Annotated in this window: 13 protein-coding genes; 11 read left to right on the top strand and 2 right to left on the bottom strand. The window is 48.1% G+C overall.

The window, feature by feature from the left end; genetic code table 11:
* The first annotated feature begins 134 nt into the window (after positions 1–134).
* From ACFYU8_RS11135 to ACFYU8_RS11100, 8 genes are all read left to right on the top strand, one after another.
* On the top strand, positions 135–1,160 hold the full coding sequence (locus ACFYU8_RS11135) for an asparaginase (RefSeq protein ID WP_390298238.1): 1,026 nt from the start codon (positions 135–137) through the stop codon (positions 1,158–1,160).
* Positions 1,161–1,240: 80 nt separating this feature from the next.
* Positions 1,241–2,911: a peptide ABC transporter substrate-binding protein gene (locus tag ACFYU8_RS11130; RefSeq protein ID WP_390298235.1), complete on the top strand. Its 1,671-nt coding sequence runs from the start codon at positions 1,241–1,243 to the stop codon at positions 2,909–2,911.
* A gap of 72 nt (positions 2,912–2,983) precedes the next feature.
* The gene (locus ACFYU8_RS11125) at positions 2,984–5,059 is read left to right on the top strand and encodes a sigma-54 interaction domain-containing protein (protein WP_390298232.1); all 2,076 of its coding nucleotides are present in this window, start codon (positions 2,984–2,986) and stop codon (positions 5,057–5,059) included.
* Positions 5,056–6,489 carry a dipeptidase PepV gene (pepV, locus tag ACFYU8_RS11120; RefSeq protein WP_390298229.1) on the top strand — a complete coding sequence of 478 codons (1,434 nt, stop codon included), beginning with the start codon at positions 5,056–5,058 and terminating at the stop codon, positions 6,487–6,489. Before ACFYU8_RS11125 ends, pepV begins: the two co-directional genes overlap by 4 nt.
* A gap of 15 nt (positions 6,490–6,504) precedes the next feature.
* Positions 6,505–7,437 (top strand): ABC transporter permease, encoded by a 933-nt coding sequence (locus ACFYU8_RS11115; RefSeq protein WP_390298227.1) that lies wholly within the window; start codon positions 6,505–6,507, stop codon positions 7,435–7,437.
* 9 nt (positions 7,438–7,446) lie between these two features.
* On the top strand, positions 7,447–8,382 hold the full coding sequence (locus ACFYU8_RS11110) for an ABC transporter permease (RefSeq protein WP_390298621.1): 936 nt from the start codon (positions 7,447–7,449) through the stop codon (positions 8,380–8,382).
* A gap of 20 nt (positions 8,383–8,402) precedes the next feature.
* Positions 8,403–9,425 (top strand): ABC transporter ATP-binding protein, encoded by a 1,023-nt coding sequence (locus ACFYU8_RS11105; protein WP_390298224.1) that lies wholly within the window; start codon positions 8,403–8,405, stop codon positions 9,423–9,425.
* Complete coding sequence (locus ACFYU8_RS11100) at positions 9,422–10,372, top strand: ABC transporter ATP-binding protein (protein ID WP_390298221.1); 951 nt, start codon at positions 9,422–9,424, stop codon at positions 10,370–10,372. The genes ACFYU8_RS11105 and ACFYU8_RS11100 overlap by 4 nt, the downstream gene beginning before the upstream one ends.
* Before the next feature lie 51 nt (positions 10,373–10,423).
* On the opposite strand, the gene ACFYU8_RS11095 is transcribed toward ACFYU8_RS11100, so the two are convergent.
* A complete protein-coding gene (locus ACFYU8_RS11095; protein WP_390298219.1) occupies positions 10,424–10,801 on the bottom strand; it encodes a DUF3899 domain-containing protein in 378 nt (125 codons plus the stop codon).
* Between the two features lie 18 nt (positions 10,802–10,819).
* On the bottom strand, positions 10,820–11,689 hold the full coding sequence (locus ACFYU8_RS11090) for a LysR family transcriptional regulator (RefSeq protein ID WP_390298216.1): 870 nt from the start codon (positions 11,687–11,689) through the stop codon (positions 10,820–10,822).
* A 127-nt stretch (positions 11,690–11,816) separates the two neighbouring features.
* Between ACFYU8_RS11090 and ACFYU8_RS11085 the strand changes: the two genes are divergently transcribed.
* The 3 genes from ACFYU8_RS11085 to ACFYU8_RS11075 all read left to right on the top strand — a co-directional run bounded on the left by ACFYU8_RS11085 (position 11,817) and on the right by ACFYU8_RS11075 (position 26,145).
* A complete protein-coding gene (locus ACFYU8_RS11085; protein WP_390298213.1) occupies positions 11,817–12,713 on the top strand; it encodes a PhzF family phenazine biosynthesis protein in 897 nt (298 codons plus the stop codon).
* A gap of 179 nt (positions 12,714–12,892) precedes the next feature.
* Positions 12,893–20,635: a S8 family serine peptidase gene (locus tag ACFYU8_RS11080; RefSeq protein ID WP_390298210.1), complete on the top strand. Its 7,743-nt coding sequence runs from the start codon at positions 12,893–12,895 to the stop codon at positions 20,633–20,635.
* Between the two features lie 62 nt (positions 20,636–20,697).
* On the top strand, positions 20,698–26,145 hold the full coding sequence (locus tag ACFYU8_RS11075) for an RHS repeat-associated core domain-containing protein (RefSeq protein ID WP_390298207.1): 5,448 nt from the start codon (positions 20,698–20,700) through the stop codon (positions 26,143–26,145).

Genomic DNA, 26,145 nt, shown 5'->3' with positions numbered 1-26,145 from the left:
ATTTTTGTCCCGTTACTTCTGGTTAAAATAGCAGAAAATTCAATATTAACTGTCATATATTTGCGTTGGCACGCTAATTGCTTACTGTAGAAAAGTACAATCATTCTACTATTCACACTCAAAGGAGACTTGCTATGAACGTCGTTGCCAACGTATACCGGGGAGAACAGGTAGAGAGCTCTCATCTTGGACATATCGCAGTCGTTGATTCGCAGGGGACATTGCTTTATTCGTATGGTGATCCCCATCGCCTTACATATGCACGCTCCAGTATGAAGCCGTTGCAGACGATTCCGGTTGTCGAGACGGGGGCGGCTGATCGGTATGGTTTTGAGCCGGCTGATCTGTCGCTCTGTTGCGCTTCTCATAGTGGAGAGCCACGCCATCGCACGCGGGCGCTCTCTATGCTTGCGCGAGCAGGTCAGCCAGAAGTGGCATTGCAATGCGGGACACATGTGCCACGCCATGAGGAGAGCTACAAACAGCTGATCCGGGAGGGCAAGCCACTTACGCCCGTCTTCTCGAATTGCTCCGGTAAGCACTCCGGCATGATCGCCACCGCGACACATATGGGGGAGGACGTGACTACTTATCATTTGCCTCTGCATCCGGTTCAACAGCGGATTCTCGAAGTAGTCGAGGACTTAACAGGCTACCCCAAAGACAAAATCAAGCTCGGGACAGATGGATGTGGTGTTCCCGTCCATCAATTACCGCTCGCACATTACGCGTGGGCATTCGCCAAGCTGGCGAGACCTGAGGTGATCGCGAATCCAGAGCGACGAAAAGCCGTTCAGCGAATTACGGATGCCATGACCGCTCATCCCGAAATGGTCGGAGGCGAGAATCGATATTGCACAGACCTCATGTCAGCCTTTGGCGGCCGTATCGTAGGGAAGGCAGGCGCAGAGTCGGTGTATTGCCTGGGTGATAGAGAAACAGGACTGGGCATAGCCATCAAAATCGAGGATGGTGGACCACGAGCGATTAATCCGGTCGTCAATGAAGTGCTGCGTCAACTGGGAATCGGCATGGACGGTCGTTTGGAAACACTCACCGAATATACCAACCCGCCTATTACAAACATGAGTGGCAACATTGTTGGAAGGATCGAGACCTCCTTTCGTCTCGCCAAGACGGATTTTTCTTTACGTGTATAAATGGCATTCCCAGCAGTGCCGTTTATTCATAAAGCAACACAGGCTAAACGTTGTTCAAAAAGAAAAGGGGGTCACATGCAATGAACATGCGAAAAGGATGGAAGCTGCTTAGTACCGCTGCACTCGTCACTGTCCTAGCCATTACAGGTTGTAGTCAGTCGACATCGCCGACACAGCCAGTAGGGGGAGGTACAGCAGGTCAAACGTCCACAGAAACAGGTGGACAAGCGAATGTCGCTGCAAAACTCAAGCTCAACCTGAAAACAGAGCCGCCTTCGCTCGATCCGCCAAAAGGCTTTGACAGTACCTCCAATGAAGTCTTGAATGCCACAATGGAAGGCTTGGTTCGACTAGACAAGGATCACAAGCCGCAAGCAGCCATGGCTGAGAAATGGGCAGTGAGTGAGGATGGAAAAACGTATACCTTTACCTTGCGCGATAGCAAATGGTCGAATGGCGAACTAGTGACAGCGCAGGATTTCGAGTTTGCGTTTAAGCGCATTGTCGATCCGAACAACGCATTCCCGTCTGCTTTTCTCGCCTATTACATCGATGGAGCCGAAGCGTACAACAAAGGAATAGGAAATGCAGACGGTGTGAAGGTAAAAGCCGTAGACGAGAAGACGTTTGAAGTGAAGCTGAAGGCGCCAACAGGTTATTTCCTCCACATCCTGACACAGCCAACCTTCTTCCCGGTGAATAAAAAGGTCGTGGAGAGCAATCCGAAATGGGCGGAAGGCGCTGCAAGCATCGTGACAAATGGACCTTTTAAAATGGAAGATTGGGTTCATGACCAATCAGTGAAGCTGGCGAAAAACGAGGGCTACTGGGACCGTGATTCGATCAAATATGCGGGAATCGAATTTGTCATGGTCAACGATGAAAATACGCAATTCCAAATGTATAAAACAGGTCAGCTCGACATGATCCAGACCGTTCCAAACGATATGAAGAAACAGTTGATCGATTCTGGAGAAGCAAAGGTAGAAACGGAAGCGTCCATCTACTACTACCGGATGAACACGAAAATGCCTCCATTCACCAACGCCAATATTCGTAAAGCATTTGCGCTGGCCATCGATCGCAAGACCCTGATCGACAATGTGGTGCAGGGGAAACAGACGCCTGCCATGGCCCACGTGCCATTGGGCTTCCCTGAGCCAGACGGAGCGGACTTCCGCACAAAGGGCGGGGATTTCTTCCAGGATAACGATGTAGAGCAAGCAAAAGCACTGCTGAAAAAAGGGATGGAAGAAGAAGGCTGGACAACCCTCCCGCCTGTCACCATGACGTATAACACCAGTGATGCGCACAAGGCCATCGCGCAAGTTTTGCAGGAAATGTACAAGAAAAATCTCGGAGTAGATGTGAAGCTGGAAAACAAAGAGTGGAAAGTATTCCTGGCAGAACAGCGTGCCCGCAGTCTTCAATTCTCCCGCTCGACAATTCCGGCCGACTACGGGGACCCGGTCAATTACCTTGAGCTGTTCGTGACTGACCATCCAGGAAACCGTGTCAACTACAGCAACAAAGAGTATGACGCACTGGTTGAGAAGATTCGCAACACTGCCGACGAAACAGAGCGCTTCAAGCTCATGCATGACGCCGAGAAAATTTTCATGGATGATATGCCGCTCGTACCTATCTATTTCGGCACAAAAGTATTTATGGAGCAACCAAACGTGAAAGGCATCGTTCGTCACCCAGTCGGCACGATCGACTACAAATGGGTAGAAGTCGGCAATAAATAGTACAATAATCCGAAGACAAGATCGAATATTCCAAACGTTCTTGTCTTCACTTTTCATCTTGGAGCGGCTGATATGGACAAAAAATCGATCATATTTATTGCGAGAATGGATGAGTTTCTGCAATCTGTCGTTAGTCAATATCATGAATTGGGAATCGGCGATGATATCCATGTCGAGGCGATGCGAGTCGACCAGCTTCCGTTACGCCCGATCACGCCTGGTGCCCTCGTCATTGTATCCACCAAAAGCATCGTCCCACTTGTACAACCATATGTGCCAAAAGAAAACAGCATCATTATTGCCAAGCGAATGCTACCATATCATAATTTGCGCGGCATGCTGGAAATTCCGAAAGGCGTGAAAGTGCTTCTCGTCAGTGATACTAAGGAGACTGCTGAAGAAAATGTGGAATTGCTGCGTGCCTCTGGAATGGATTTTGAACTGTATCCCTATTATCCAGGTGCCGACTATCCACCTGACATCGAGATTGCTGTAACGCCAGGAGAGGCAGAGCATGTCCCCCCGCATATTCGCAAAGTTGTCGATATCGGGTATCGGATCATCGATTTATCTACGTGGCTTGCCATCTACTCTCATTTTAAAAACGGCAATTTTCAAAAGGTCACCGCACGCGCCATGCAATCGTTGGTCGATATTACCAAAGAGCTGAACAACGAGATTCAGCATGCGCATCTGTTGAGCAAATATTTGGAGGCCATCGTCAATCGGATCGAGGACGCGGTGATTGCCATGGATGAAAAAGAAAACATCCGTTTTGTGAATCAGAAAGCAATCGATACGTTGCAGATGGAAGGGAATGAAGTCGTCGGTGAGCGGGCCTCCAATTGCTTGCCTGCGAATTTTTATCAATTGATCCGGCAGTGTGAAGAGAACAAAGACGTTTTGGTAGATTGGGCGAACAAAACCTACTTTTTCCGCAAAATGCACATCGTCATGGAAGGAAGCTTTCTCGGGAGTCTGCTCTTGTTTCGCCAGGCTGCAGAAATTGAAAAGCTGGAGCATGATTATCGCATGCGCCTTTACAGCAAAGGATTGGTAGCCAAGTACCAATTTGATGATTTCTATGGGGAGAGCGCGCCTGTACAAAAAGTGATTCAGATTGCCCGCAAAATCGCAAGAAGCAACTCCACCGTGCTGTTGTTGGGAGAAACAGGGACAGGGAAGGAATTGCTCGCCCAGGCTATCCACAATGCTTCGCCACGCAGAAGAGAGCCGTTTGTTGGGGTTAACTTCGCTGCCATATCGGAATCTCTTTTGGAAAGCGAGCTGTTCGGCTATGAAGAAGGGGCTTTTACCGGAGCGCGTAAAGGTGGACATATCGGCTGGTTTGAATTGGCCCACAAAGGGACGATTTTTCTAGATGAGATCGGAGATGCCAGCGCGGTCATTCAAAACCGACTGCTGCGTGTCTTGCAAGAGCGCCAGATTATGCGTGTTGGCGGCAGTAAGATCATCCCGACAGATATTCGCGTCATCGCCGCAACGAATCAAGATTTGCAGCGGATGATTGCGGAAGGGGACTTCCGTGCGGATTTGTACTATCGCCTGAATATCCTGCCGATACATTTGCCGCCGCTTCGGAACAGACGAGAGGATATCCCATGGTTGGCCCATCAATTTATGAAGAAATATTCCTATGATTTGCGCCGCCCGCCGTTTACGTTGACTAATGAAGCGATGCGGGCTCTCCATGAGTACGATTGGCCTGGAAATATTCGCGAGCTCGAAAATGTAATCGAGTATTTAGCGCATGTCGTGGAGGATGAAGCGTATCCGTATCATTTGCCGTTTCTGCGGGAAATACCGGAAGCGCTATTGCCTGTAGATGGTCTAAACAACGAATGTGAAATCATCGTTACCGAATATAAAAAACGAGGATTTCTGGATGAAATCACGGCTATTTTGCAGGAGCTGGGGCAAGGAAGCGGTGGACGCTATACGCTTCTTGCGCAGTTGCAAGAAAGAGGTCACGCGGTTACCTTGCAACAGCTGCGCTATCGCCTGAAGCTTTTGCAGCAGGATGAGCTGATTCAAGTAGGAAAAGGGAGACAGGGGAGTCAGATTTCCTCGAAAGGAGAATCGTTTCTTGCCTTTCTACATCGGATGAAAGCAGGGGAACGCTCATGAGCGATTACTGGAAGAAGCAAGCACTTCTGCAAAAAGAGCAGTATCTGGATGATTTAAAAGCCTTTCTTTCCATTAACAGCATAGAAGATATGGCGACGGCAAAAGAAGGAAAGCCGTTTGGCGAAGGCGTTGCCGCTGCGCTTGAAGCGATGCTTGCACGCGGTGAGTTGGATGGCTTCCAGACCAAAAACCTAGAAGGGTACGCAGGGACAATCGAGTTCGGCGACGGGGAAGAAGAGGTCGGTGTCCTCGTTCATATCGATGTCGTCACGGTGGGAGAAGGTTGGACGACCCCGCCTTTTGAGCCGAGCATTCGCGACGGTCGCATCTATGCGCGGGGAGCGATTGACGATAAAGGCCCAGCGATGGCTGCGTACTATGCGTTGAAGCTAGTCAAGGATTCAGGCTTGCCACTGACAAAACGCGTACGAATGATCATCGGAACGGATGAAGAGAGCGGCTGGCTGTGCATGAAGCATTTTGCCCGGCATGATCGCATCCCGCCGATTGGCTTCTCACCGGATTCCTCCTTCCCGATGACTCATGCCGAGAAGGGACAGATCAATCCAACATTGACGATTCCAGCGATGGAACCAATCGAACAAAATGGAGCCTGGCAGTTAGCGTCATTTGTCTCCGGTGATCAAGGCAACAGTGTTCCGGAAAAAGCAGTCGCTCTTGTGCGCCTAGGTTCACAGGCACGTCAGGAGGTCATCCTTTCTCGCTTGGCGGAAGAGTGGGAAATGTTTCTGAATGAACAGCACACAACGGGTCGGATGGAAATGGTAGGGCTGGGACAATTGCAATTCACGCTCGCAGGAAAGCCGGCTCATGGGATGGCACCATTCCAAGGCGTGAACGCAGGAACCTTATTGGCCACTTTCTTGCGCTCGTACCCGTTTGGTGGCTCCTGTTCGTCCTTTCTTGCGATGTTGTCTGATGTGCTGCATGAGGATTATTTTGCGCACCACCTACATATGGTCTGCGAGGATGAGGTATCCGGCAAGCTGACGGTTAACGCGGGGATTTTGCATTACGATTCCAGCGAGGGGGGGACAGTTCGGCTCAATATACGTTATCCAGCTACGGTTTCCTGTGAGGAATACGTTGAGAAATTGAAGCAAAGGACAGTAGAACTGGGCTGGACGATTTCTGCTTTGCGGACATCCAAGTCGCATTATGTACCCAAAGATCATCCTGTGATCCAAACCTTGTCGCGGGTGTACGAGGAGCACACAGGAGAGCCAGCAACCCTTCTTTCCTCAGGGGGAGCTACCTACGCCAAAATCATGCCGTATGGTGTTGCTTTCGGCCCGCTCTTTCCAGGCAAGGAATCCATGGCCCATCTGGCTGATGAATATGCCGAGATTGACGACCTGCTGCGTGCCATGGCGATTTACGCGCATGCCATTTACGCGCTGGCTAAGTAAACGAGGAGGACTTCCATGTCAAACTATCTGGTAAAACGTATTTTGATGATGTTCGTCACCCTGTGGATTATCGTGACGCTGACGTTTGCCTTGATGCATGCCATTCCGGGGAACCCGTTTGCCTCCGAGTCGGATCAGCTGCCAGAGCAAATTCTCAATAATTTACGTGCCAAATACAACCTGGACGAGCCGTTGCCTGTTCAATACATTTTATATCTGAAAAATCTGTTAATGCTCGACTTGGGTCCATCCATCAAATCAGACTCGCGTGGAGTCAATGACATGATATCCGATGGCTTTGGTGCATCTGCCTGGTTGGGGGCGCAAGCGATCGGGATCGCACTCCTTTTCGGAATTTCATTGGGCATCATCGCAGCGCTCAATCGCAACAAATGGCTGGACTACGTTGCCATGGCGCTTGCAGTAATGGGGATAGCGATCCCGAGCTTCATTATGGCACCGCTTCTGATCAATTTTTTCGCGATCAAGCTGCCGCTCTTTCCCGTTGCGACATGGGGTACCTGGATGCATACGATACTGCCGTCACTGGCGCTCGCTTTTGGTCCGGTTGCGATCATTACCCGCTACATGCGTGCCAGCATGATTGAAGTCATGAACCAGAACTACATCCGTACAGCAGAGGCAAAAGGCATTCCCATGTTTATCATCGTTGTCAGACATGGAATTCGCAATGCGATTCTGCCAGTTGTCACCTTTCTCGGACCTTTGATTGCCAGCTTGATAACGGGGACCTTTGTCGTGGAGAAAATCTTTGCGATTCCCGGCATTGGCAAGTATTTCGTAGACGGTATTTTCAACCGTGACTATCCGGTCATTTTGGGTACGACCATTTTTTACAGTGCGATTCTGATTTTTACCATTTTCCTGATTGATATCGCATACACCCTGATTGACCCGCGGATCAAGCTGACCAACAAGGAGAGATAAACTGTGGCGATGGAGCACAAAGTGGACCCGTTATTTCGCCCGTTGACGAAAAATACACAGGCGAATGTCATTGCACGACCGAGTCTTAGCAATGGGCAGCAGGTCATTCGGAAGCTGCTGAAAAACAAGCTGGCCATGCTCGGGCTGTTCATTATACTCGCTTTGGTTGGCATGGCGATCATTGGACCGAATCTCGTGCCGTATAGCTATTCGGACCAGAGCTTGCTGACCAAAAATCAGGAAATCTCCGCAGAGCATTGGTTCGGTACGGATGAGCTGGGCCGTGACATGTTTGCCCGTACGTGGTATGGGGCGAGGATTTCTTTGACGATTGGAATCGTCGCGGCACTCATCGACCTGGTCATCGGAGTGACAGTCGGGGGAATTGCAGGCTATATGGCAGGACGAGGCAAACGAGGGGATCGCATCGATACGCTCATCATGCGCATTATCGAAGTTTTGTATGGGCTGCCTTATTTGCTGGTCGTCATTTTGCTCATGGTCGTGATGGAGCCGGGAATGCTGACGATTATTATTGCCCTGTCTGCTACTGGTTGGGTCGGCATGGCGCGGTTGGTGCGTGGACAGATCCTGCAATTGAAAAACCAAGAGTTCATTCTGGCTGCGCAAGTTCTGGGAGCGAAGTTTTCACGCATTTTGCTAAAGCATCTGATTCCCAACACATTTGGCGTCATTATCGTCAATTTGACCTTTACGATTCCATCGGCGATTTTTGCAGAATCCTTTCTCAGTTTTCTTGGACTCGGTGTACAAGCTCCCGTCGCCAGTTGGGGGACGATGACAAACGATGGCTTGGGCGTTATTTTGACGGGCGATTGGTGGCGACTGTTTTTCCCAGCGTTGATGATCTCGCTGACGATGTTCGCCTTCAACGTATTCGGCGACGGTTTGCAGGATGCTCTTGATCCGCGTCTACGCGATTAGAGACGACAGGGGGAATGAGGATGAATCAGCATTTGCTGACAATCGATAACTTGCGAGTGAATTTCAAGACGTATGGTGGCGAGGTGCAAGCCGTGCGGGGAGTGTCCTTTTATGTGGACAAAGGGGAGACGGTTGCCATCGTAGGCGAGAGTGGATGCGGTAAGAGCGTTACGGCCCAAGCGATTATGGGTCTAATCCCTAATCCACCTGGAAAAATCGTCGGGGGAAAGGTTGTTTTTGAAGGGGCCGAAATCAGTCACCTGCGCAAAAAAGAGCTGCTGGGTATTCGCGGCACGCAGATCGGCATGGTGTTTCAAGACCCGATGACCGCGCTCAATCCAACGATGAAGGTAGGGACACAAATCGTAGAGGGGTTCGTTCGCAGTCACCAAGTATCGAGAGAGGAAGCACGAAAGAGAGCAATCGAGATGCTTTCGCTCGTAGGTATTCCCGATCCGGAAAAGCGAATCGATCAGTACCCACACCAATTCAGCGGTGGGATGCGTCAGCGTGTGGTCATTGCGATTGCGCTTGCTTGCCAACCCAAGCTGGTGATTGCTGATGAGCCGACGACAGCACTGGATGTGACGATTCAGGCGCAGATTTTGGATTTGCTCAAACGACTGCAAGAGGAACAGGAGTTATCGGTCGTGATTATTACCCATGATTTGGGAGTGGTAGCCGAGATCGCTCATCGCATGGTTGTCATGTATGCGGGGATGGTGGTAGAGACTGGGACGGTCGAGGACGTTTTTGCGAATCCTCGTCACCCGTATACATGGGGGCTGATGCGATCCCTCCCTCGTCTGGATGAAGGCGAAAAGCAACGGCTGATTCCTATCGAAGGCAGTCCTCCGGATTTGTTCAATCCGCCAGTTGGCTGTCCGTTTGCTGCCCGCTGTGATTTTGCGATGGAAATATGCGAACAGCAGATGCCTATGACGAGCGAATTCGGTCGTGGACATCAGGCAGCATGCTGGCTCCATGATCCACGGGCACCGCGAATCGAAGAACTGGTGGCTGCAGGGAGGCAGGGAGTATGACAGAAGCTTTGCTTGATGTTCGTGATTTGAAGAAGTATTTTTCGCTTGGAACGGGATTTGATTTGAAAGCAGTCGATGGTGTTTCTTTTTCGATCAACAAAGGGGAGACGTTCGGACTGGTCGGTGAAAGTGGCTGCGGAAAGTCTACACTAGGTCGGACCATCATTCGCCTGTATGACCATACAGATGGCGAAGTGCTGTTTAAAGGGAAGAATGTTCATCAGCTTCGCGGAAAAGAAGCGGGGCAGTTCAATCGAGATGCCCAGATGATTTTTCAGGACCCGCAAGCCAGTCTGAACCCGCGTATGACCGTGGAGGATATCATTGCAGAGGGCTTGGACATCCACCATTTGAATCGCGGAATGAGACGAGAGCGTGTAGCGGAGCTGCTCCATCTAGTGGGCTTGCATAAGGATCATGCGCAGCGGTTTCCGCATGAATTCAGCGGGGGACAGCGCCAACGGATCGGAATCGCGCGGGCGTTGGCAGTGGAGCCGGAATTTATCATTGCCGATGAGCCGATCTCCGCACTCGACGTCTCGATTCAGGCGCAAGTCGTCAATTTATTGGAGGATTTGCAGCATGATCGCGGATTGACCTATTTGTTCATCGCACATGATCTGTCCATGGTCAAGCATATTTCCAACCGGATTGGCGTCATGTATTTGGGAAAAATGGTCGAGCTTGCATCGAGCCATGAGCTGTACGCGCGTCCGCTGCACCCCTATACGCAGGCGTTGCTTTCCTCTGTGCCAGTGCCTGATCCGACGGTGAAGCGAGAGCGAATCGTTTTGCAGGGAGATTTGCCGAGTCCAGCCAACAAGCCAAGTGGTTGCGGTTTTCGCACACGTTGCCCACTCGTACAACCTCGTTGTGCGGAAGAAGTGCCGAAGTGGCAGGAGGCAGATCCGGGGCATTGGGTGGCTTGTCATTTGATAGAGTCGTAAGAGAGGAAGAAGGGCTGTTCCCGATCGGTGGGACAGCCCTTTCTTGTGAGATTAAAAATAGTAGAAACAGGTAAGAATGCTCGAGAAGACAATCAGTCCAGTGCCCGACGTGAGAAAAAGCGAGGTTCCGATTCGCACGAATGACTCCTTCTTTTCCTCGAAAGCAGGGTCGTTTGCCTGAACGATGTCACTGTCCATCATGCGCGGCTTGCGAAAGAACATCCCTTTCAACTGCTTGAATCCACGTAGAAATAAAGAGAAAAATCCAGAGCGTGTCACGACGGCAATACTCCCAACGATCAACAGGAAAAGACCGATTAAAAAGCTCTGGTTAATCAATGGCACCAACGTACCGGCTTGAATGGTAATCCCTAAAATGACACTGCTGATCACGGAGAGAGCGAGTAGTAGAATGAGCCATTTTTTCAACGAAGAAGCACGTCCTTTTTATAGTGTGGGTGCAATGCGCTCTGCTTCCCGCAAAAAAGCTTGAACGGCAGGTGGGGCTTCACGAAGCGAGCGTACAACCAAGCCGATTTGCCGAGAGAGAGGCGGTGTGATTTCTATGACAGCGACCTCGGGTAGTTGCGCTGGTAGAGTCAGCGACGGAACGACTGTCACCCCTACACCGCTTTCTACCATTGCCAGAATCGTTGTATTATCAGCGATTTCATAGGAAACATTCGGCGTAAGCCCAGCCTGGGCAAACTCCGCGCCTATCAACAAGTGACAACCCGCCATGGGCATGAGAAACGATTCGCGGGCTAATTGCTCCAAGGTAAGAGCGGGTTCTTTTGCCAGAGGATGATTGGCTGGCACGACAGCATGCAGGGCGTCTGTCGTCAGTAGGACTCCCTCCAGCTCGTCATCGGGCCACACATGAAAACCGACATCGACAACTCCTGAGCGAATCCATTCTTTTATTTCTTGATAGCTTCCTTCATATAGCTTTGTTTGCATTTGTGGATAGTGACTCTGCATCGACTTCAGCAATTTTGGCAGGAGCTGTGAGGTCACGCTGGGAAAAGAAGCGATCCGGATCGTTGCCTCCAAAAGCCCGCTTGATTCGGCAGCCACCTGTTTAATCAGCGAGACGTTTTCCAATATGGTCCGGGCAGAGGCGACGATTTTTTCGCCAGCTTCGGTTAGCTTAACCCCGCTGCGATTGCGGGTGAACAAGGAGATGCCGAGCTCTTTCTCCAGTGCGCCGATGGTATGACTCACACCCGACTGGCTCAATCCGATTTGTTCTCCTGCTCGCGTGAAGTTACCAGTATTCGTGACAGCCATAAGGACTTCCATTTGAAATAAAGTCATGGAGCTCCTCCTTTCATGAAGTTTCTATCATGGTTGGTATGCGAAAGCTTCATTTTACAGCGCAGTTGCCTCACTTTAAGATGAAAAGCAAGAGAAGCATTCGTTTAACAAAAGGAGAGAATGAACCATGAATCATGTGAGCGTATACCATGTGGACGCCTTTACGAGAGAGCCATTTGCAGGCAATCCTGCAGGAGTCATCCCAGAAGCAGGTACTTTGACTTTACAACAAATGCAGAAAATTGCCAATGAGTTGAATCTTCCTGAGTCTGCCTTTTTGATGCCAACCGACCATCCAGAAGCAGATTTTCGGATTCGCTACTTTTCTCCTACGGTTGAGATCGATTTCTGTGGACATGCGACAGTGGGTTCTGCTTGGCTATTGGCAACAGAACACGGATGGTTGGAAAAGGGGAGCCGTATCGTATTTGAGACAAACGTCGGGTTGATTCCTGTTCAATTGGTGATCGAGGATGGTCAGTTACAGCGCGTGGAAATGACCCAAATCAAGCCTTCTGTGAAGGAGATTGATTTAGACAGAGAAGAGGTAGCGAGGCTGGTTGGCATAGCACCGGCTGATCTCGACGATCGCTATCCGATGAAGCTCGCTTCCACTGGCAATATGCATCTTCTCGTTCCAGTCCGCACCCGTCAGGCGATCGATGCAGCACAGCCATTGTTCTCAACGCTCGCAGAAATGAACAGGAAACACAGCATCACCACCACCCATTTGTTTACGTGGGATGCCCCTGAAGGCTATGACTTGTATACGAGGGATTTTGCGCCTGCGATTGGAATTGCGGAAGATCCGGTAACAGGTGCTGCAAACGGGGCACTGGCTGGCTATCTGGCGTTGGAAGAGTTGGTGCCTGCTGGCAAAGTGACGCAGCTCGTCGTAGGGCAAGGACATGCGATTGATCGGCCAGGAACATTGTATGTAACGGTCGATCGATCCGAAGAGGAGCCTGTTATTCGCGTAGCAGGTGAGGCGCATTTAACGATTGCGGGGCAGATGAGGGGATAAATAATGAAAGGAGAAAGGCGTTCTTGTCTAAGAACGTCTTTTTTTGTCTTTATTTCCTGTTGATCCAATATAAGGAATTCATTATAATTCGAATTGTGTGTTTAAGGAATATTTCAATAATTTTACTTGTACTTATTTTCTTTCGGTTTTGAACCGGCATTGGGGAGGGAGTTTTAGAGATGAACAGTAAATTCATCCGTTCCATCAGTATTTGTAACGTATTTATATTGCTCTCTTTACTGTTTTTGCAAACGATTCCTGAGCAGGTGCGTGCATCTGAAAAAACCAAAACATACTTGATTGGTTTCAAGGACAGTAAACGAACAAAAAGGAGCGCCATCCAAGGGACGACTGTGCAACAACTCAGTTCCAAAATTATGGTGGCTACCTTAACTGAAAGCGAAATGGAAGAATTAGCTCAAGATCGAAATGTAGCGTACATAGAGGAAGACAGTGACACAGAGTTAGCAGAGATCGACTTGTCAGACAAACAGAAGATCCCATGGGGAGTCGAGCATATAGGTGCTGATCAGGCACATCGCAAAAATTACTTAGGTAATAATGTGAAAATAGGAATTTTGGATACAGGAATCTCTCGTCATGAAGATTTGAAAGTGAGTGACGGCATTTCCTATGTTGAAGGTGAAGCTGATTATGATGATGCCCATGGTCATGGTACCGCTGTGGCTGGGGTGATCGCTGGTAAAGACAATCATCTTGGAATTGTAGGAGTCGCGCCAGAAGCGGAAGTCTATTCGATCAAAGTTCTGGATGAAAAAGGTCATGGCAAGTATTCGAGTATGATTCAGGGAATAGAATGGGCCATCCAGAATGACATGAATATCATCTCGATCAGTGCGGGTGGGGCCGTGGACAGTCGCGCGTTGCATGACCAAATAAAAAGGGCGAATGAACAGGGGATTCTGGTCATTGCAGCAGCGGGAAATCGAGGTCTCGGGGAGGATACCCGATTATTCCCGGCACAATATCCGGAAACGATGTCGGTAGGTTCCATTGATCGGGATAACCAACGTGCGGATACCTCCAGTGTAGGCACGGGGTTGGATCTGATGGCTCCGGGCGTGGACATTTTAAGTACTTCCCTTCACCAAGGATATGAATTGCACTCTGGTACTTCTTTGGCTACTCCTCACGTGGCAGGTGCCGCAGCAGTCATTTGGTCGAAAAAGGGAAAGGCAACCAACGATGAAATTCGGGATATTTTGGTCGAGAGTGCAACACCTCTAGGAGAGCCACGTTATTATGGCAAAGGGCTGGTGAACCTGGAAAAAGCTCTGGAGATAGGAAGCACCGAGTCTCTCGGGGTTCAGTCGATTGAATCTTCTCGTAACGAACTGGCTATTTCCGTAGGGCAAAGCTATCTATTGAAGATCAAGGCGAAGATGACAGATGACACGACCAAAGACATTACCGAGGAAGCGAAATATGCCAGCAACGATGAAAAAATCGCAACAGTAAACCCATCAGGACTGGTGACTGCGACTGGTATTGGTGAGACGCGATTGATCGTAAAGTTTGAAAACAAGACGATCGAAATTCCAGTAGTAGTGAGTGAAAAGGTGCCTTTGACCCCGCGTGGTGGTCTTGATACCCCGGAAAATGGTGAATTAATTGTCGGTACCTATGAGATGAAGGGATGGTACCTAGATCCAGCAGGCGTCTCCCAAATCAGTATCATGATTGATGGCAGAAAGGTTGGAGAAGCAACCTATGGTGACCCTAGACCCGATATCGAGGCCAAGTATCCAGCGTATCAAAATGGAAACGCAGGTTTTCATTATAATCTAGACACCAGAGAAATGGCCGTAGGATTGCATACGATTACGCTTGCCATTCAGAACACGAATGGAGAGCAGACGGTTATCGAAGGGAATACGTTCTATATCGGCAGTAAGCAGCCAGTAGAGGGCCTTCATGCTGATGTTTCCAAGCTGGAACTCACCGCGGAGAGTACGCATCAACTCGTTGTCTCTACGATTCTCGAAGATAAAACGTTAAAAGATGTCACGACGTTGGCTGAATACACTACTTCGGATGAAAGTATCGTAACGGTCACTCCGACTGGTTTCGTAAAAGGAACAGGAATGGGAACAGCGATTGTTACGATTCGCTATGAAGGACAAGCCATCACGATTCCTGTCACAATCCAGGAAAAAATCTCGCTCATACCGCGTTGGGAAGTAGAGAGTCCAGCGGATCATTCTACAATGACGGGAGCCTCTCTCATAAAAGGCTGGTATTTAGATCCAGCAGGTGTATCAAAGATAGAGATCCATGTAGATGGGCAAAAAGTAGGGGAAGCTCTTTATGGGCAACCGCGACCTGATATTGCGCAGGCTTATCCAGCTTATCAAAATGCTACTTCTGGATTTCAGTATTTTTTAGATACGGCCCAAATAACGGAAGGACAGCACACCATTACGGTGATGGCTGTGAATCAGGAAGGCAAAGAGCAAGTCCTGGCAGAGCGCCTCGTGTCCTTCGAGCGTGCACAACCAGCCAAGAGTATAGCTGCAAATGTAAGCAAGGTCGAACTAACACAAGGGAATACACAGCAAATTATCATTTCGGCTGTTTTGCAAAATGACCAAATAAGAGATGTAACAAGAGAAGTGAAGTACACCCTTGAAGATTCTACGGTTGCCAGTATTTCCGATCACGGAATCATCACAGGTCTCCAGATTGGACAAACCACGCTCATTGTCGACTATCAGGGACAAACATTGACGATACCGATCTTAGTAAAAGCGGCTGCTGGTTTGTCCCAAGGGGGATTGGACAGTCCTCTAGACAATGCGACGATTAGCGGAGTCTACCCTGTAACAGGCTGGTTTATCGCTTCAAGCGGCGTCTCGAGCGTTGAAGTGTTGGTGGATGGCGTTGTAATCGGTGAAGCCACATATGGTGTTCCACGTCCTGAAATAGAGATTACCGATATTTCTTTACCGGGTAACAACGTGGGATTTCATTATAGCCTCGACACGAGTCTTTTCCAGAAAGGAAAGCATACCATTTCTGTTCGCGGAACAGCCAAGGATGGAAATCAAACGATACTGGGGTCAAGAACTGTTCAGGTGGTCGAATTGCTACCGGCAATCGGATTGCACGTAGATATTGCCGAGTTGCAGCTTTCTCAAGGAAAGACACATCAACTCACTGTCATAGCAGAGCTGGAGGATCAGAGCAAGCAGGATGTGACGAAGCTAGCCCTTTACACAGTAGAAGATCCATCCGTTGCAAAAGTGAGTCCAGACGGCTTGGTTACGGCTCTTGCGCAAGGCAATACGAGCATTACGATCAAGTACGGAAATCAGAGTATCAAGATACCGCTCGTCATTACAGCAGCAGAAGTACTACAAGCAATCGGCGAAATAGAAACGCCAGTAAATGACGCGACTATCAATGGTACGTACACGATAGCGGGCTGGTTCTTGCATCCTTCTACGCCTACCAGTTATCACGTCTTCCTTGATGGAAAAGAAGTTGGACAAGCCAGTACGGGTATAGTACGACCTGACATTGCCCTGCTGCATCCAGACTATAAGAATACGAATGCTGGATTCAGCTATACGTTGAATCTGTCCGATTTGCAATCAGGCCATCATACAGTCTCTGTCGTGGTGACGGATAGCGAAGGAAAACAATACCCATTGCCAGAGAAACGCTTTGTGGTGGGAGAAGTCGCTCCGGCGGATAGTTTGAAGCATACGGAGTCAGGCATCAGCTTAGCAAAATCGTCAATGCAGAAGCTACAGATTACCGCAACTTCAGCTGGGCAAAATCCAAGAGATGTTACCGCGCAAGCTGTATATTCGTACGAGAATTCCAATGTGATCCACGTGAGTCCGCTGGGGATCGTCACAGGACTCGAAGTGGGAATGACCAAGATAGTAGTCAGTTATGGAAGTCAGACCCTAATCATTCCAGTGGTTGTGACGGAAACAGAATCTGGCCCACTCGTTGCAAAAGGACAGATCGATATTCCGGTGGACAAAGCAGAAATTGGAGGAACCACTACCATTCAGGGGTGGCTGCTTGATCCGGACGGTGTAGCCAAAATGGAAGTGCTGTTAGACGGACAGTTGCAGGGAACGGCAGTATATGGCGGGCCTCGCCCTGACATTTTCGCCCTGTATCCGCGCTATGAAAATGCAAATGCAGGATTTCAGTATCTTCTCGATACAATGCGCTTCACTGAAGGCGGGCACAAAATAACCGTACGAGTCACCAACAAAAAGGGAGTAGAAAGTCTCGTCTTCGATAATGAAGTAACAATTGGCCCCGTAACAGGGATCACTACCAATCTCTCCAAAATTGATCTGGAGAAAGAAAAGACTGCTGCTCTCACTGTTGTTGCCGCTTATCGGGACAAGAGTACGAAGGACGTAACGAGCGAAGTTACCTACGCGATTCAAGACCCAGCTATTGCAAAAATAGACGCAACTGGTGTGCTAACGGGCCTAGCGCCAGGGAATACCGTTCTGTCTGTCACCTTTGCTGGCATCGTCCAGCAAGTGCCTGTTCATGTGAAGGGCGGCCCTTTCATGACGACAGGTGCGATTGATGCTCCAGGAGAGAATGAACAGATTAGTGGAAGCTATAACCTAACAGGCTGGTTCATTACTGCCAGTGAAGTGGAAAAAATCGAAGTGTTGATGGATGGCGTTGCATTGGGTGAGGCGAAGTATGGACTGGAACGACCGGATATTTTGCGAATGTACCCAGAGGCACCCCCTGTAAAACCGGGTTTTTCGTACCTATTAGTAGTGGGCGATTTGGACTTGGGACAACATCAGCTGACTGTGTTGGTAACGGAAAAAGACGGGAACCAGACCAGCATGGAAAAGACAATCACGATAGTGAAACCGATTCATGACAAGTACACCTATTGGCTGCAATTTTCTGATCTGCAAGGCAAGGACAATTGGTCCTATCAAGAGGTGTCAGGGGATCGTCATACTGATTTGACGTGGAACAAGCAAACAGAAGAATGGAAGAGTAATCACGACACGGCCATCGGGAATACATGGATAAGAGTTGGCAGCTCAAATCCTGTCATCAAATGGGAAGCACCACGATCAGGCAAGATCCAGGTCAGCGGTTGGATATCCAAAATTCAAGTCGATGAGGGCGATGGGGTAAACGTCCGACTGCTGAAAAACGATGAACAAATTTGGCCGTCCACTGGCTGGCAATCCATCGAATTCAACGATGAGATTGGCGTGGAAATCCAAGAAGAACTTGAGGTAGAGCAAGGAGATGCGCTCTTGTTTCAAGTGGATCAAAAAGAAAGCAGCATCGGCGACTTGCTAAAATGGACACCTGAAATTACCTACATGAGTAACGCTGTTAACGATAATGCGGCTCCCCAAATCTATTTGACCTCTCCCGCTGTGGGAGCAGCGGTCTCTACCGTTGATGGCAAAGATGTTGTTGCGATATCAGGTTTTGCCATGGACCCGAATAGGGGAGATCAAGTAAACATTTGGTATCAGCTGGATGAAGAAGATCCACAAGAGTTGACGAGATTTACGGCTTCGGAAAAGAACCAACCATTTTTGTACAACCTGCCTACCCATCATCTGAAACCGGATGTATTGTACTCGCTTCGTGTCTGGGCAGTCGACCAAAAGTCCGGAAGATCACTCAGTGAAAAAGTAGACTTCACCTTGGACATGAGAGCGCAAGCCGAAAAGGAAGACATTGTGGTTGTCGCTAAGTGGAAATCTCCGAGCGATGGAACCGAAATTTCAAAAGGAGAAAAGGTTTCCCTGACCTGGGATTACGCAAGCTACGGTGGGCACTCCAGTAAAATTGAATCGCAAGAATTGATCATTTACATTAGCGAAGGTGGGCATGTCACTTCAACGATCCGCGAAAAATTGACGGGCACAGCACGTTCCTACGTGTTTGATACAAGTGTGATCGAGAAAAATGCCCGAGTGGAAGCACGAATTCGCTCGATTATGCCGAAGACGCCTGTTTATGTTTATGGTGGCACTGCGAAGTTGAATTTCAGTGTTCTGGCTGCCAATCAAGCTCCTGTCGTACAAAGTACAGAGTTTGTCACATTGGACAGAGGACTTTCAGGGGTCATCAACTATACACTCAATGAAAATGATGTCACGGACAAAATCGTTGCGACAAAATTACGAGTAGGCATCACACCAGGCGGAAACGAGCTTGGTGAAAAGGAAGAGTTAATCCCGGAGGCCTCCCAAAACAGACAAGTGGTTAGCAGATATTCCTTCCCCCTTTCAAAAGATATGCTGCAACAAACCATTTACTGGACAGTGCAGGCGCAGGATAACCGGGGAGCTTGGACACCAGCTGTTAACTATTCAGTTCGACTGGTAGAGGCACTTCCGAAGATCGTGATCTATACACCGGTTGCCAAAAGAGTCATGGACCTTGATGACACCTTTACATTGGATGGAACATACACGCAGCTTACCTCTGGAGAAATGATTGCGGCCAAAGTGGTCCCATTTGATCCTGCTAAAAAATTCACGACAACAGGAACTTCCGGTCAGTGGGAGCTGAACTGGACAGGGCGGGAAATCGGATCAGGTACGTATGAAAATATCCAAGTGACAGAGCCGATTGTGGCCTATTACGGCGGTAGCTTAACAGTAGAAGATAAGCCAGATGCACCGAGTATCGTGAACGCAGAGGCCGAAACGAATTCACTCAAAATCTATTGGAGCCCATCTGTCGGTGCCATTGACTACGGAGTCCAAGTCGATGGCGGCGGAATCAAAAAAGTGGGCGACGTTACCAACCATACGATCACGGGTCTTCAGCCTGCGCGTGTGTATACCATAAGACTTTGGGCGTATACTTCAGCCGGTATTAGCAGCTACAGCAGCTCGATTACGGTTGAAACGAAACCAGCAGAAGGCAATTTTAATGGAATGGTCGAGAATAGCCCAGTGCGGATGTATTTCCCTGCAAAAGAGGCGAAATACATGAAAATCGTTGCTGGAATAAATGGAACCTATTCATTCACGTTAAACAATGATTCGGGTTCACCTGCAAATGCAACCATATCCGTCTATAAAGCAGCTAACTTGCAGCCACATGAGGAGATTGCCGCGGGAGCGAATGGAAGAGTCAACCCCGTATTTGTTGCAGGAAAAACCTATTATGTAAAGATTGTCGCAAACGATTCCTTATACGGTACGCTTCTGGTAAAGCCAGGGGGAGAGGCTTTTACCTTTAACCAACCAAAGGAAATTACGCTTCAGCCTGGTCAAACGGTAGAGATGACCATGAATACAACCATTCCTGGCAAGTATCGCATGGTGACACAATTGAAAAATCAGACAAATAAATATCCGGTTGTCACGGTACTGTCCAATGGAAATGCCGTAACACCAAAGGAGGCGCCAACTCCTTCAGAAATCAATTATGAGCTGGGGATGGGGAATTACACGATCAAATTGACCAATACCGAGAGTTATCCGGTGAGTGTTTCCTTTACTGTTTTTGCTCCCCTCCCTGGTGGGACTCTTTATGAGTACGTTTACGATCAAAACAATCGGATTAAGGCGATTAAAGAAAATGGCGTAGAATCCGTCACCTTCATTCATGATGAGAACGGAAACATTTTAAAAAGTGTCAAGCATGCAGTGACGCTTCCACCGAAAGGAACCGTATTACATGTGGATTTGGAAAAGGTGGAGGTACGAGCTGGCAGCACGCGACCAATTAAGGTCACAGCAACAATGGAGGACGGCAGTACGCTGGATGTAACAGCACAAGGCCTTTACTCGGTGGTAGATTCTAGGGTTGGATTTATCGTGAAAGGCGTTGTGCATGGGATGAACCCTGGAACAACAGAGGCCAGGGTGTATTACGCCGGACAGACTAAAACGATAACGATTACGGTTGTACCATAATCCATGTTCATACAGTCCCCCCTTTGCAACATGGGGGGACGAATATCTCTAACGGAGGCATTATGAAACATTTTTCCATAAAATCACTCATGATTTATGTGCTATGTCTTGCATTATGCACGACGATGCTGCCGATTGGAGCGACGTTCGCAAATGAAACCTCCCCCGTGTCCATCTCTCATGTAACGTCAGGTGTGGAAGCAGCAACCCCTGGCGCGGCAATCGAAGAGATTCAACAATCCATGGGCGAGCCAATCACCAATGACAAAGGAGAAGCAAAAAATCCGACCGAGTTCACAGAAACGGATATTTCTTCTCTTACATGGACGCAGTTAGACACTGGCACTGTTATTGAAATTCATCGCAGTTTTGACAGAGCATTGTTAAAATTCGCAGCCTATTTCTATTCCGAGCTGCTACAATTACTAACCACAGAAGAACAAGAGGAAATCAAACGCCTTTCCTCTGAGCAGATCATCTCTCAATTCGTGAATCTGAGTCAGGAAAGCAAAGATCTCTTGCAGAGGTTAACTCCTCTTGTTTTATCTAAAATCAATGAACTTAAACAACTGGAAGAACAGATGGAGGTCCAATCCACTACGCCTCCTCCGGTAAAATACACCGAAAAGGATCAGGAGTTTCGATTTGCTCGTTCAAAAACAGAGCAATCCGTCGACGATCTGTATCGCGCTGCGAACCTAGTAGAGCAAGATCTCTATTTGCCAGGGAAGCATGGACTGGATCTGGACGTAAAACGCAGATACCACTCCCTGAGCAGTAAGATCAGTGTGCCAAGCTGGGATGAGGACTTTTCCAAGAACGAATCACTGAAGGCCAATGAGAAATTTGCAACCGGCTGGGATTTTAATATGCCGAGATTGGATATCGTCACGCGGGAGCAGGCCGTAACGGTAAGGGACGATCCCAAAAATCCAGGTCAACAAATCTACTCCACCAAAGTAGATAAGGATCCATCGAGTAATCGGTATTACATTACCTTAGAAGACGGCACATCTTTAGAATATCGATTCAACAAGTTTGTGAATTATCCGTATAAAGACATTTTCTTCTCGATCGACGATGTGAATCGGAAGTACACACTCCATTATCGAAATTTGAAGTACGAGTTTGATGTCACGTTGGGAACGGTCGTCAAATCCAATATTTATGGGGACACGATCAAGTACAACCTGAATAGTGACGGCGAGCCAGTTAGCATTGAAGACAGTGTCGGCCGCTATGTGGTGATGAAACGAAAGCAAAACGACACCACGCAGGATTTGATTGTCTACAAAGACAAGACAGAGACCACTGTGCTCAAGCACATTCGCTACCACTTTGAAAGAAAGCTGGCATTAAGCGGGTACCATCAGCTTGTTCGCGTAGAAGTCCTGCCGACAGCAGGGAGCGGAAGCAGTACATATACAGTGGCCCGGTATGCCTATCATGATCCCAAAACGAAGGGCATTGCCTATTTCAATTTAAACAAAAACTATACGCTGGAAAAGCTGCCTACAGATCAAACCCTACAGGATTCAGCGAAGTTTTGGGAGTCCGATGTAGCTAAACGCTCGGAAATCGATTACTTGCTCATGCAAGAAGTGTTTTATCCCTTGCAAGGTTTAAAAATCAATTACGATTACCGTCCCTATCAATTAGGTCAGACTACCTTCAATGACGGACTCGTACGGATTTTTCAAGACAAGTATGCTTTGAGCTATGTTTCCTACCATCCTGTCAATAAAGTATCGTACAGCTATACACAGAAAACGCCGAGCGGTACGAATACGTATAAGCTGGAAAAGACCTATACAGATAACGGCAATTTCCGTGAGATATGGAAGGTGCCAAAGGAACAGCTGCCCAGATTGAAGAATTTTGCGGATCGACATGGTGATACCATTCATGTCACCGAATCAGAGGCATCCCGTTACACGACAAATAAACGGTACAAGGTCAATCAAGACGGAAATCCTTTGCTGAGAAGTGAGAAGACGACAGGCATTAGTAAAGGTGGGACGAATGTAACTGGCGCAAAGTATCGGGTCGATTACAATCCAACTACCTACACGACTTACGCCTACTCAGGTCGGAATACAAAGCCGACATATCAATACGTTTTTCTCGAACCGTCATCGGCCGTTAGCGATTTGGATGTCTACAATCACTACTTGAAAGACCCGAATCTTTCCAATCGCACACAGTATGCTGCCAAGATCAACAATTACGCACAAGAGACATACCTGGAATATAACCATTATGGACAACTGATCAAGCAGATTGCGCCAGACGGGATTATGAGCACATGGACATATGATGAGGTGGCGCTGAATCCATGGGGCTTCCGGACCTTCTCCGTTTTGAAGGCAGCCAGAACACAATCAACGACAGCATCCGGTGATCCGTATTATTCGAATACGACCTTTGAGTACAACGATCAATATTTGCTCCGGAAAGAAACGGAGATCAACTCGTTCCCTGCCAATTTGATCAATACACCCAAGAGTCAATCGGTTGAACGGACCTACGAGTACACAAACAAACAGCTTTATTCGATTACGGAGAACTTTGGCACAGGAAAAACACGAACGCAGACCTTTACCGCGTACGATCAATACGGAATTCAGCCCACGCAGATCGCACTCGCCGGTGTTGAGCTAGAAAGCGGAAAATCGGATGTGCTGAATTTTTCCTACGAAATCGATGACAAAGGTCAAATCAAAAGCCAGACCTATCCGAATGGAAGCAAGGCTACGTATGAGTACGATGAATTAGGCCGACCGTTATCGGAGACTTTTCACAATCAAGGCGCAAAGCGAACGATCACGTATGTCTATCGGGACGGTGAAGGTTCTGGGGTGACGACAGATGGACCGGGAATCGTCGAGAAAATTGCACCGGATTCATCGAGACTCATCACCTACTACACGCCATATGGTGATACCGCCTATCAAGAGCAGGTGGGCACAACAGGTGCGAAACGTACCTTGGTAGAAAACGAGTTCACGGCGGATGGATTGGAGATCAACCGCACAGTTCCTTACGGGAAGCGGGAGCAAAGCACCTCGTACCTGTATGACTGGGATGGCTTTTTGTATCAAACGAGGAATGCACTCGGAACCACTAAGAATCATCGAAACAATGCCTACTCAGATGGATCGAAATATTTGCCACGATTGACGGAACAAACTCTCTCTCCAAATGGTTTCATCGTAACCACCTACCGCGATTTGTATGGAAGAGTAGAGAGCACAGAAGAGACGACCCAAAGTGGTAGTCACCATCGAGTTACGAACTACCAGACGGATCGATTCGGGAAAGTAACCAATAAGGAAATCTCGGACGGCAAGACTTCCCAAGCGTGGAGTATGCGCTTCGACCATAACGACAATCTAGTATATTTGCAGGACCCGGAAAATAACGTAAACGTATATGGCTACGATACGTTAGGCAATCTCACCAGTGTACTGGAAAATGGGACGACTACGGCAGAGTATACCTACAATAGTTTGGCATGGAAGCTCTCGGAGAAGAATCCGGAGACAAGAGCAGAGACGTACACCTACGATAAAAGCGGCCTTGTGAAGAGTTACAAGGACAAAAACGGCGTCATGTTCAACTACGATTATTCGCCGTTCCATGAACTGACAAAAGTTTCTTCCGGCGCTGCCTTCTATGAAGAGCGCGTGTACGATCCACAGTCTGGTCTGCTTTTGAGCGAAAATAATAACGCAGGAAACGCCATCAGCTATGGGTACGATGGATTCCATCGAAAGAATCGCCAGACGCTGATGGGCAAGGACTACCAGCTTCTATATTCTGATAGCGACGATACGGTAGATACGCTGGTATACCCAGCTAGAAGTGCCGTATCTGGTTCTGCTCCATCGATGAGAGTCGAATACACCTATGACAACGCGAACAGATTGAATTCGGTGGCGATCCCCGGAGTCGGAACGACCACGTACACGTACGATATCAGCAACACAGGTGAAACCAATGCTATATCGTATCCGGGACAACCGACGGCGATGCAACAATCGATCAGCTCGTTTGGTGAAAAAACAGACTTGAAGCATGCCGACGGCTGGAACGAGACAAATGGCTACGACTTGTTTGGCAATATCACCAGCCAAAAGCGCTCCGGTACGAATTATGGATTGTTTGTGTACGACAAGCTTTCCCGGATCAAGGAAGAATCGGTCGAAGGCAATGTCAAGCAATACGCCTATGACAAGCGTGGCAACCGCCAAGTGTATGCCAATGCTCCTGGTAACATCTTGAGCTCCTATGAAATGAAACATGATTTGTTTAATCGTTTGCAGGAGTATAAGGATGATAAGGGAACAGCGACGTACACGTATTATCCAGGTGGATTGCGGGCGACGAAGCAACAGACTGGCAGCGTGACGGACACGACCAACTACGTCTATCTGAATGGGCAAGTGATTGAAGAGCTGACGCAGGATGGTAGAGTGAAGGCAAGGAATGTGTTTGGTAACCAGTTGATCTGGCGAAAAGACTATGCGTCGAATCTTGAAGGTACCTACTATTACAACAGCCACGGGGATGTTGTTAAGATCAAGGATTCGAGCGGTAACGTCTTGAATACGTATGACTATGACATTTGGGGTAACGTGATCGCGGATAAGGTCAAGGAGACGATTTCCAACCCGTTTATGTATGCGGGGGAGATGTTTGACAAAGAGAGCGGGTTTTACTACCTGCGTGCCCGGTATTACGATCCGAAGATAGGGCGGTTTATATCGGAGGATACTTATAAAGGGCAAGTGGATAATCCGTTGACGTTGAATCGGTATACGTATACGCATAATAATCCATTGAGGTTTGTTGATCCTAGTGGGCATGCACCTGAACAAGGTCTAGGTGTGGCACCTAGCAATGGAAATTGGAAAGACTCAAGAGATTTAACACCAAGTGAAGCTATGTGGGTTCTAAGTAATCCAGAAAGTACTGATAAGCAAATAGTTCAGGCTTTGTACGGCATGGGTCGAAGTGTTTTTGCTCCTGATAAAGGTGGAGCTTCAACGTTATCGAGTATAATGAAATATTCAAGAGTACCTTCCACGTCAACGTTTAAACTATTGAATTTAGCATCAGGTAATAACCCAATTGTTGGAGCAATTAATGTGGACATAAAAGCAGGCAAAGGAGTAAATGTTATTGCAGATGCAAATAAATTACCCTTTCAGAACTCTTCTTTTGATGCAATTGTGTCTGTTAGCCCTTTTGGATTTGATCCGTTAACATCTGATGCGTTTAGAGTTTTAAAAGAAGGTGGAACATTTACTATTGTGGGTAACTATGGTAATAAGGATTTTAAAAAAGTCTTTAATGCAACAGAGCAAGAACTTAGGAATGCTGGTTTTGGTCTAATGTATAAAGGAAAGCCGGCGGATGATTTACTAACTAGTTTTACAACGAGTGGTAAAGCTATCGATCCTGAAACGTTGAAACAGATTACATTATATAAATTACATTTTGATTAA

It is taken from the genome of Brevibacillus sp. NPDC003359 (assembly GCF_042878995.1).
GTDB lineage: Bacteria > Bacillota > Bacilli > Brevibacillales > Brevibacillaceae > Brevibacillus.
Note: the sequence above shows the minus strand (reverse complement) of the source record. Positions and strands in the feature narration are given on the sequence as shown.

What these genes read in the sequence shown, in the direction of transcription:
- ACFYU8_RS11080 (WP_390298210.1), top strand. Translation starts at nt 12,893, where the DNA reads ATGAACAGTAAATTCATCCGTTCCATCAGTATTTGTAACGTATTTATA.
- ACFYU8_RS11090 (WP_390298216.1), bottom strand. Translation starts at nt 11,689, where the DNA reads ATGACTTTATTTCAAATGGAAGTCCTTATGGCTGTCACGAATACTGGT.
- ACFYU8_RS11125 (WP_390298232.1), top strand. Translation starts at nt 2,984, where the DNA reads ATGGACAAAAAATCGATCATATTTATTGCGAGAATGGATGAGTTTCTG.
- ACFYU8_RS11085 (WP_390298213.1), top strand. Translation starts at nt 11,817, where the DNA reads ATGAATCATGTGAGCGTATACCATGTGGACGCCTTTACGAGAGAGCCA.
- pepV (WP_390298229.1), top strand. Translation starts at nt 5,056, where the DNA reads ATGAGCGATTACTGGAAGAAGCAAGCACTTCTGCAAAAAGAGCAGTAT.
- ACFYU8_RS11115 (WP_390298227.1), top strand. Translation starts at nt 6,505, where the DNA reads ATGTCAAACTATCTGGTAAAACGTATTTTGATGATGTTCGTCACCCTG.
- ACFYU8_RS11075 (WP_390298207.1), top strand. Translation starts at nt 20,698, where the DNA reads ATGAAACATTTTTCCATAAAATCACTCATGATTTATGTGCTATGTCTT.
- ACFYU8_RS11135 (WP_390298238.1), top strand. Translation starts at nt 135, where the DNA reads ATGAACGTCGTTGCCAACGTATACCGGGGAGAACAGGTAGAGAGCTCT.
- ACFYU8_RS11110 (WP_390298621.1), top strand. Translation starts at nt 7,447, where the DNA reads ATGGAGCACAAAGTGGACCCGTTATTTCGCCCGTTGACGAAAAATACA.
- ACFYU8_RS11100 (WP_390298221.1), top strand. Translation starts at nt 9,422, where the DNA reads ATGACAGAAGCTTTGCTTGATGTTCGTGATTTGAAGAAGTATTTTTCG.
- ACFYU8_RS11130 (WP_390298235.1), top strand. Translation starts at nt 1,241, where the DNA reads ATGAACATGCGAAAAGGATGGAAGCTGCTTAGTACCGCTGCACTCGTC.
- ACFYU8_RS11105 (WP_390298224.1), top strand. Translation starts at nt 8,403, where the DNA reads ATGAATCAGCATTTGCTGACAATCGATAACTTGCGAGTGAATTTCAAG.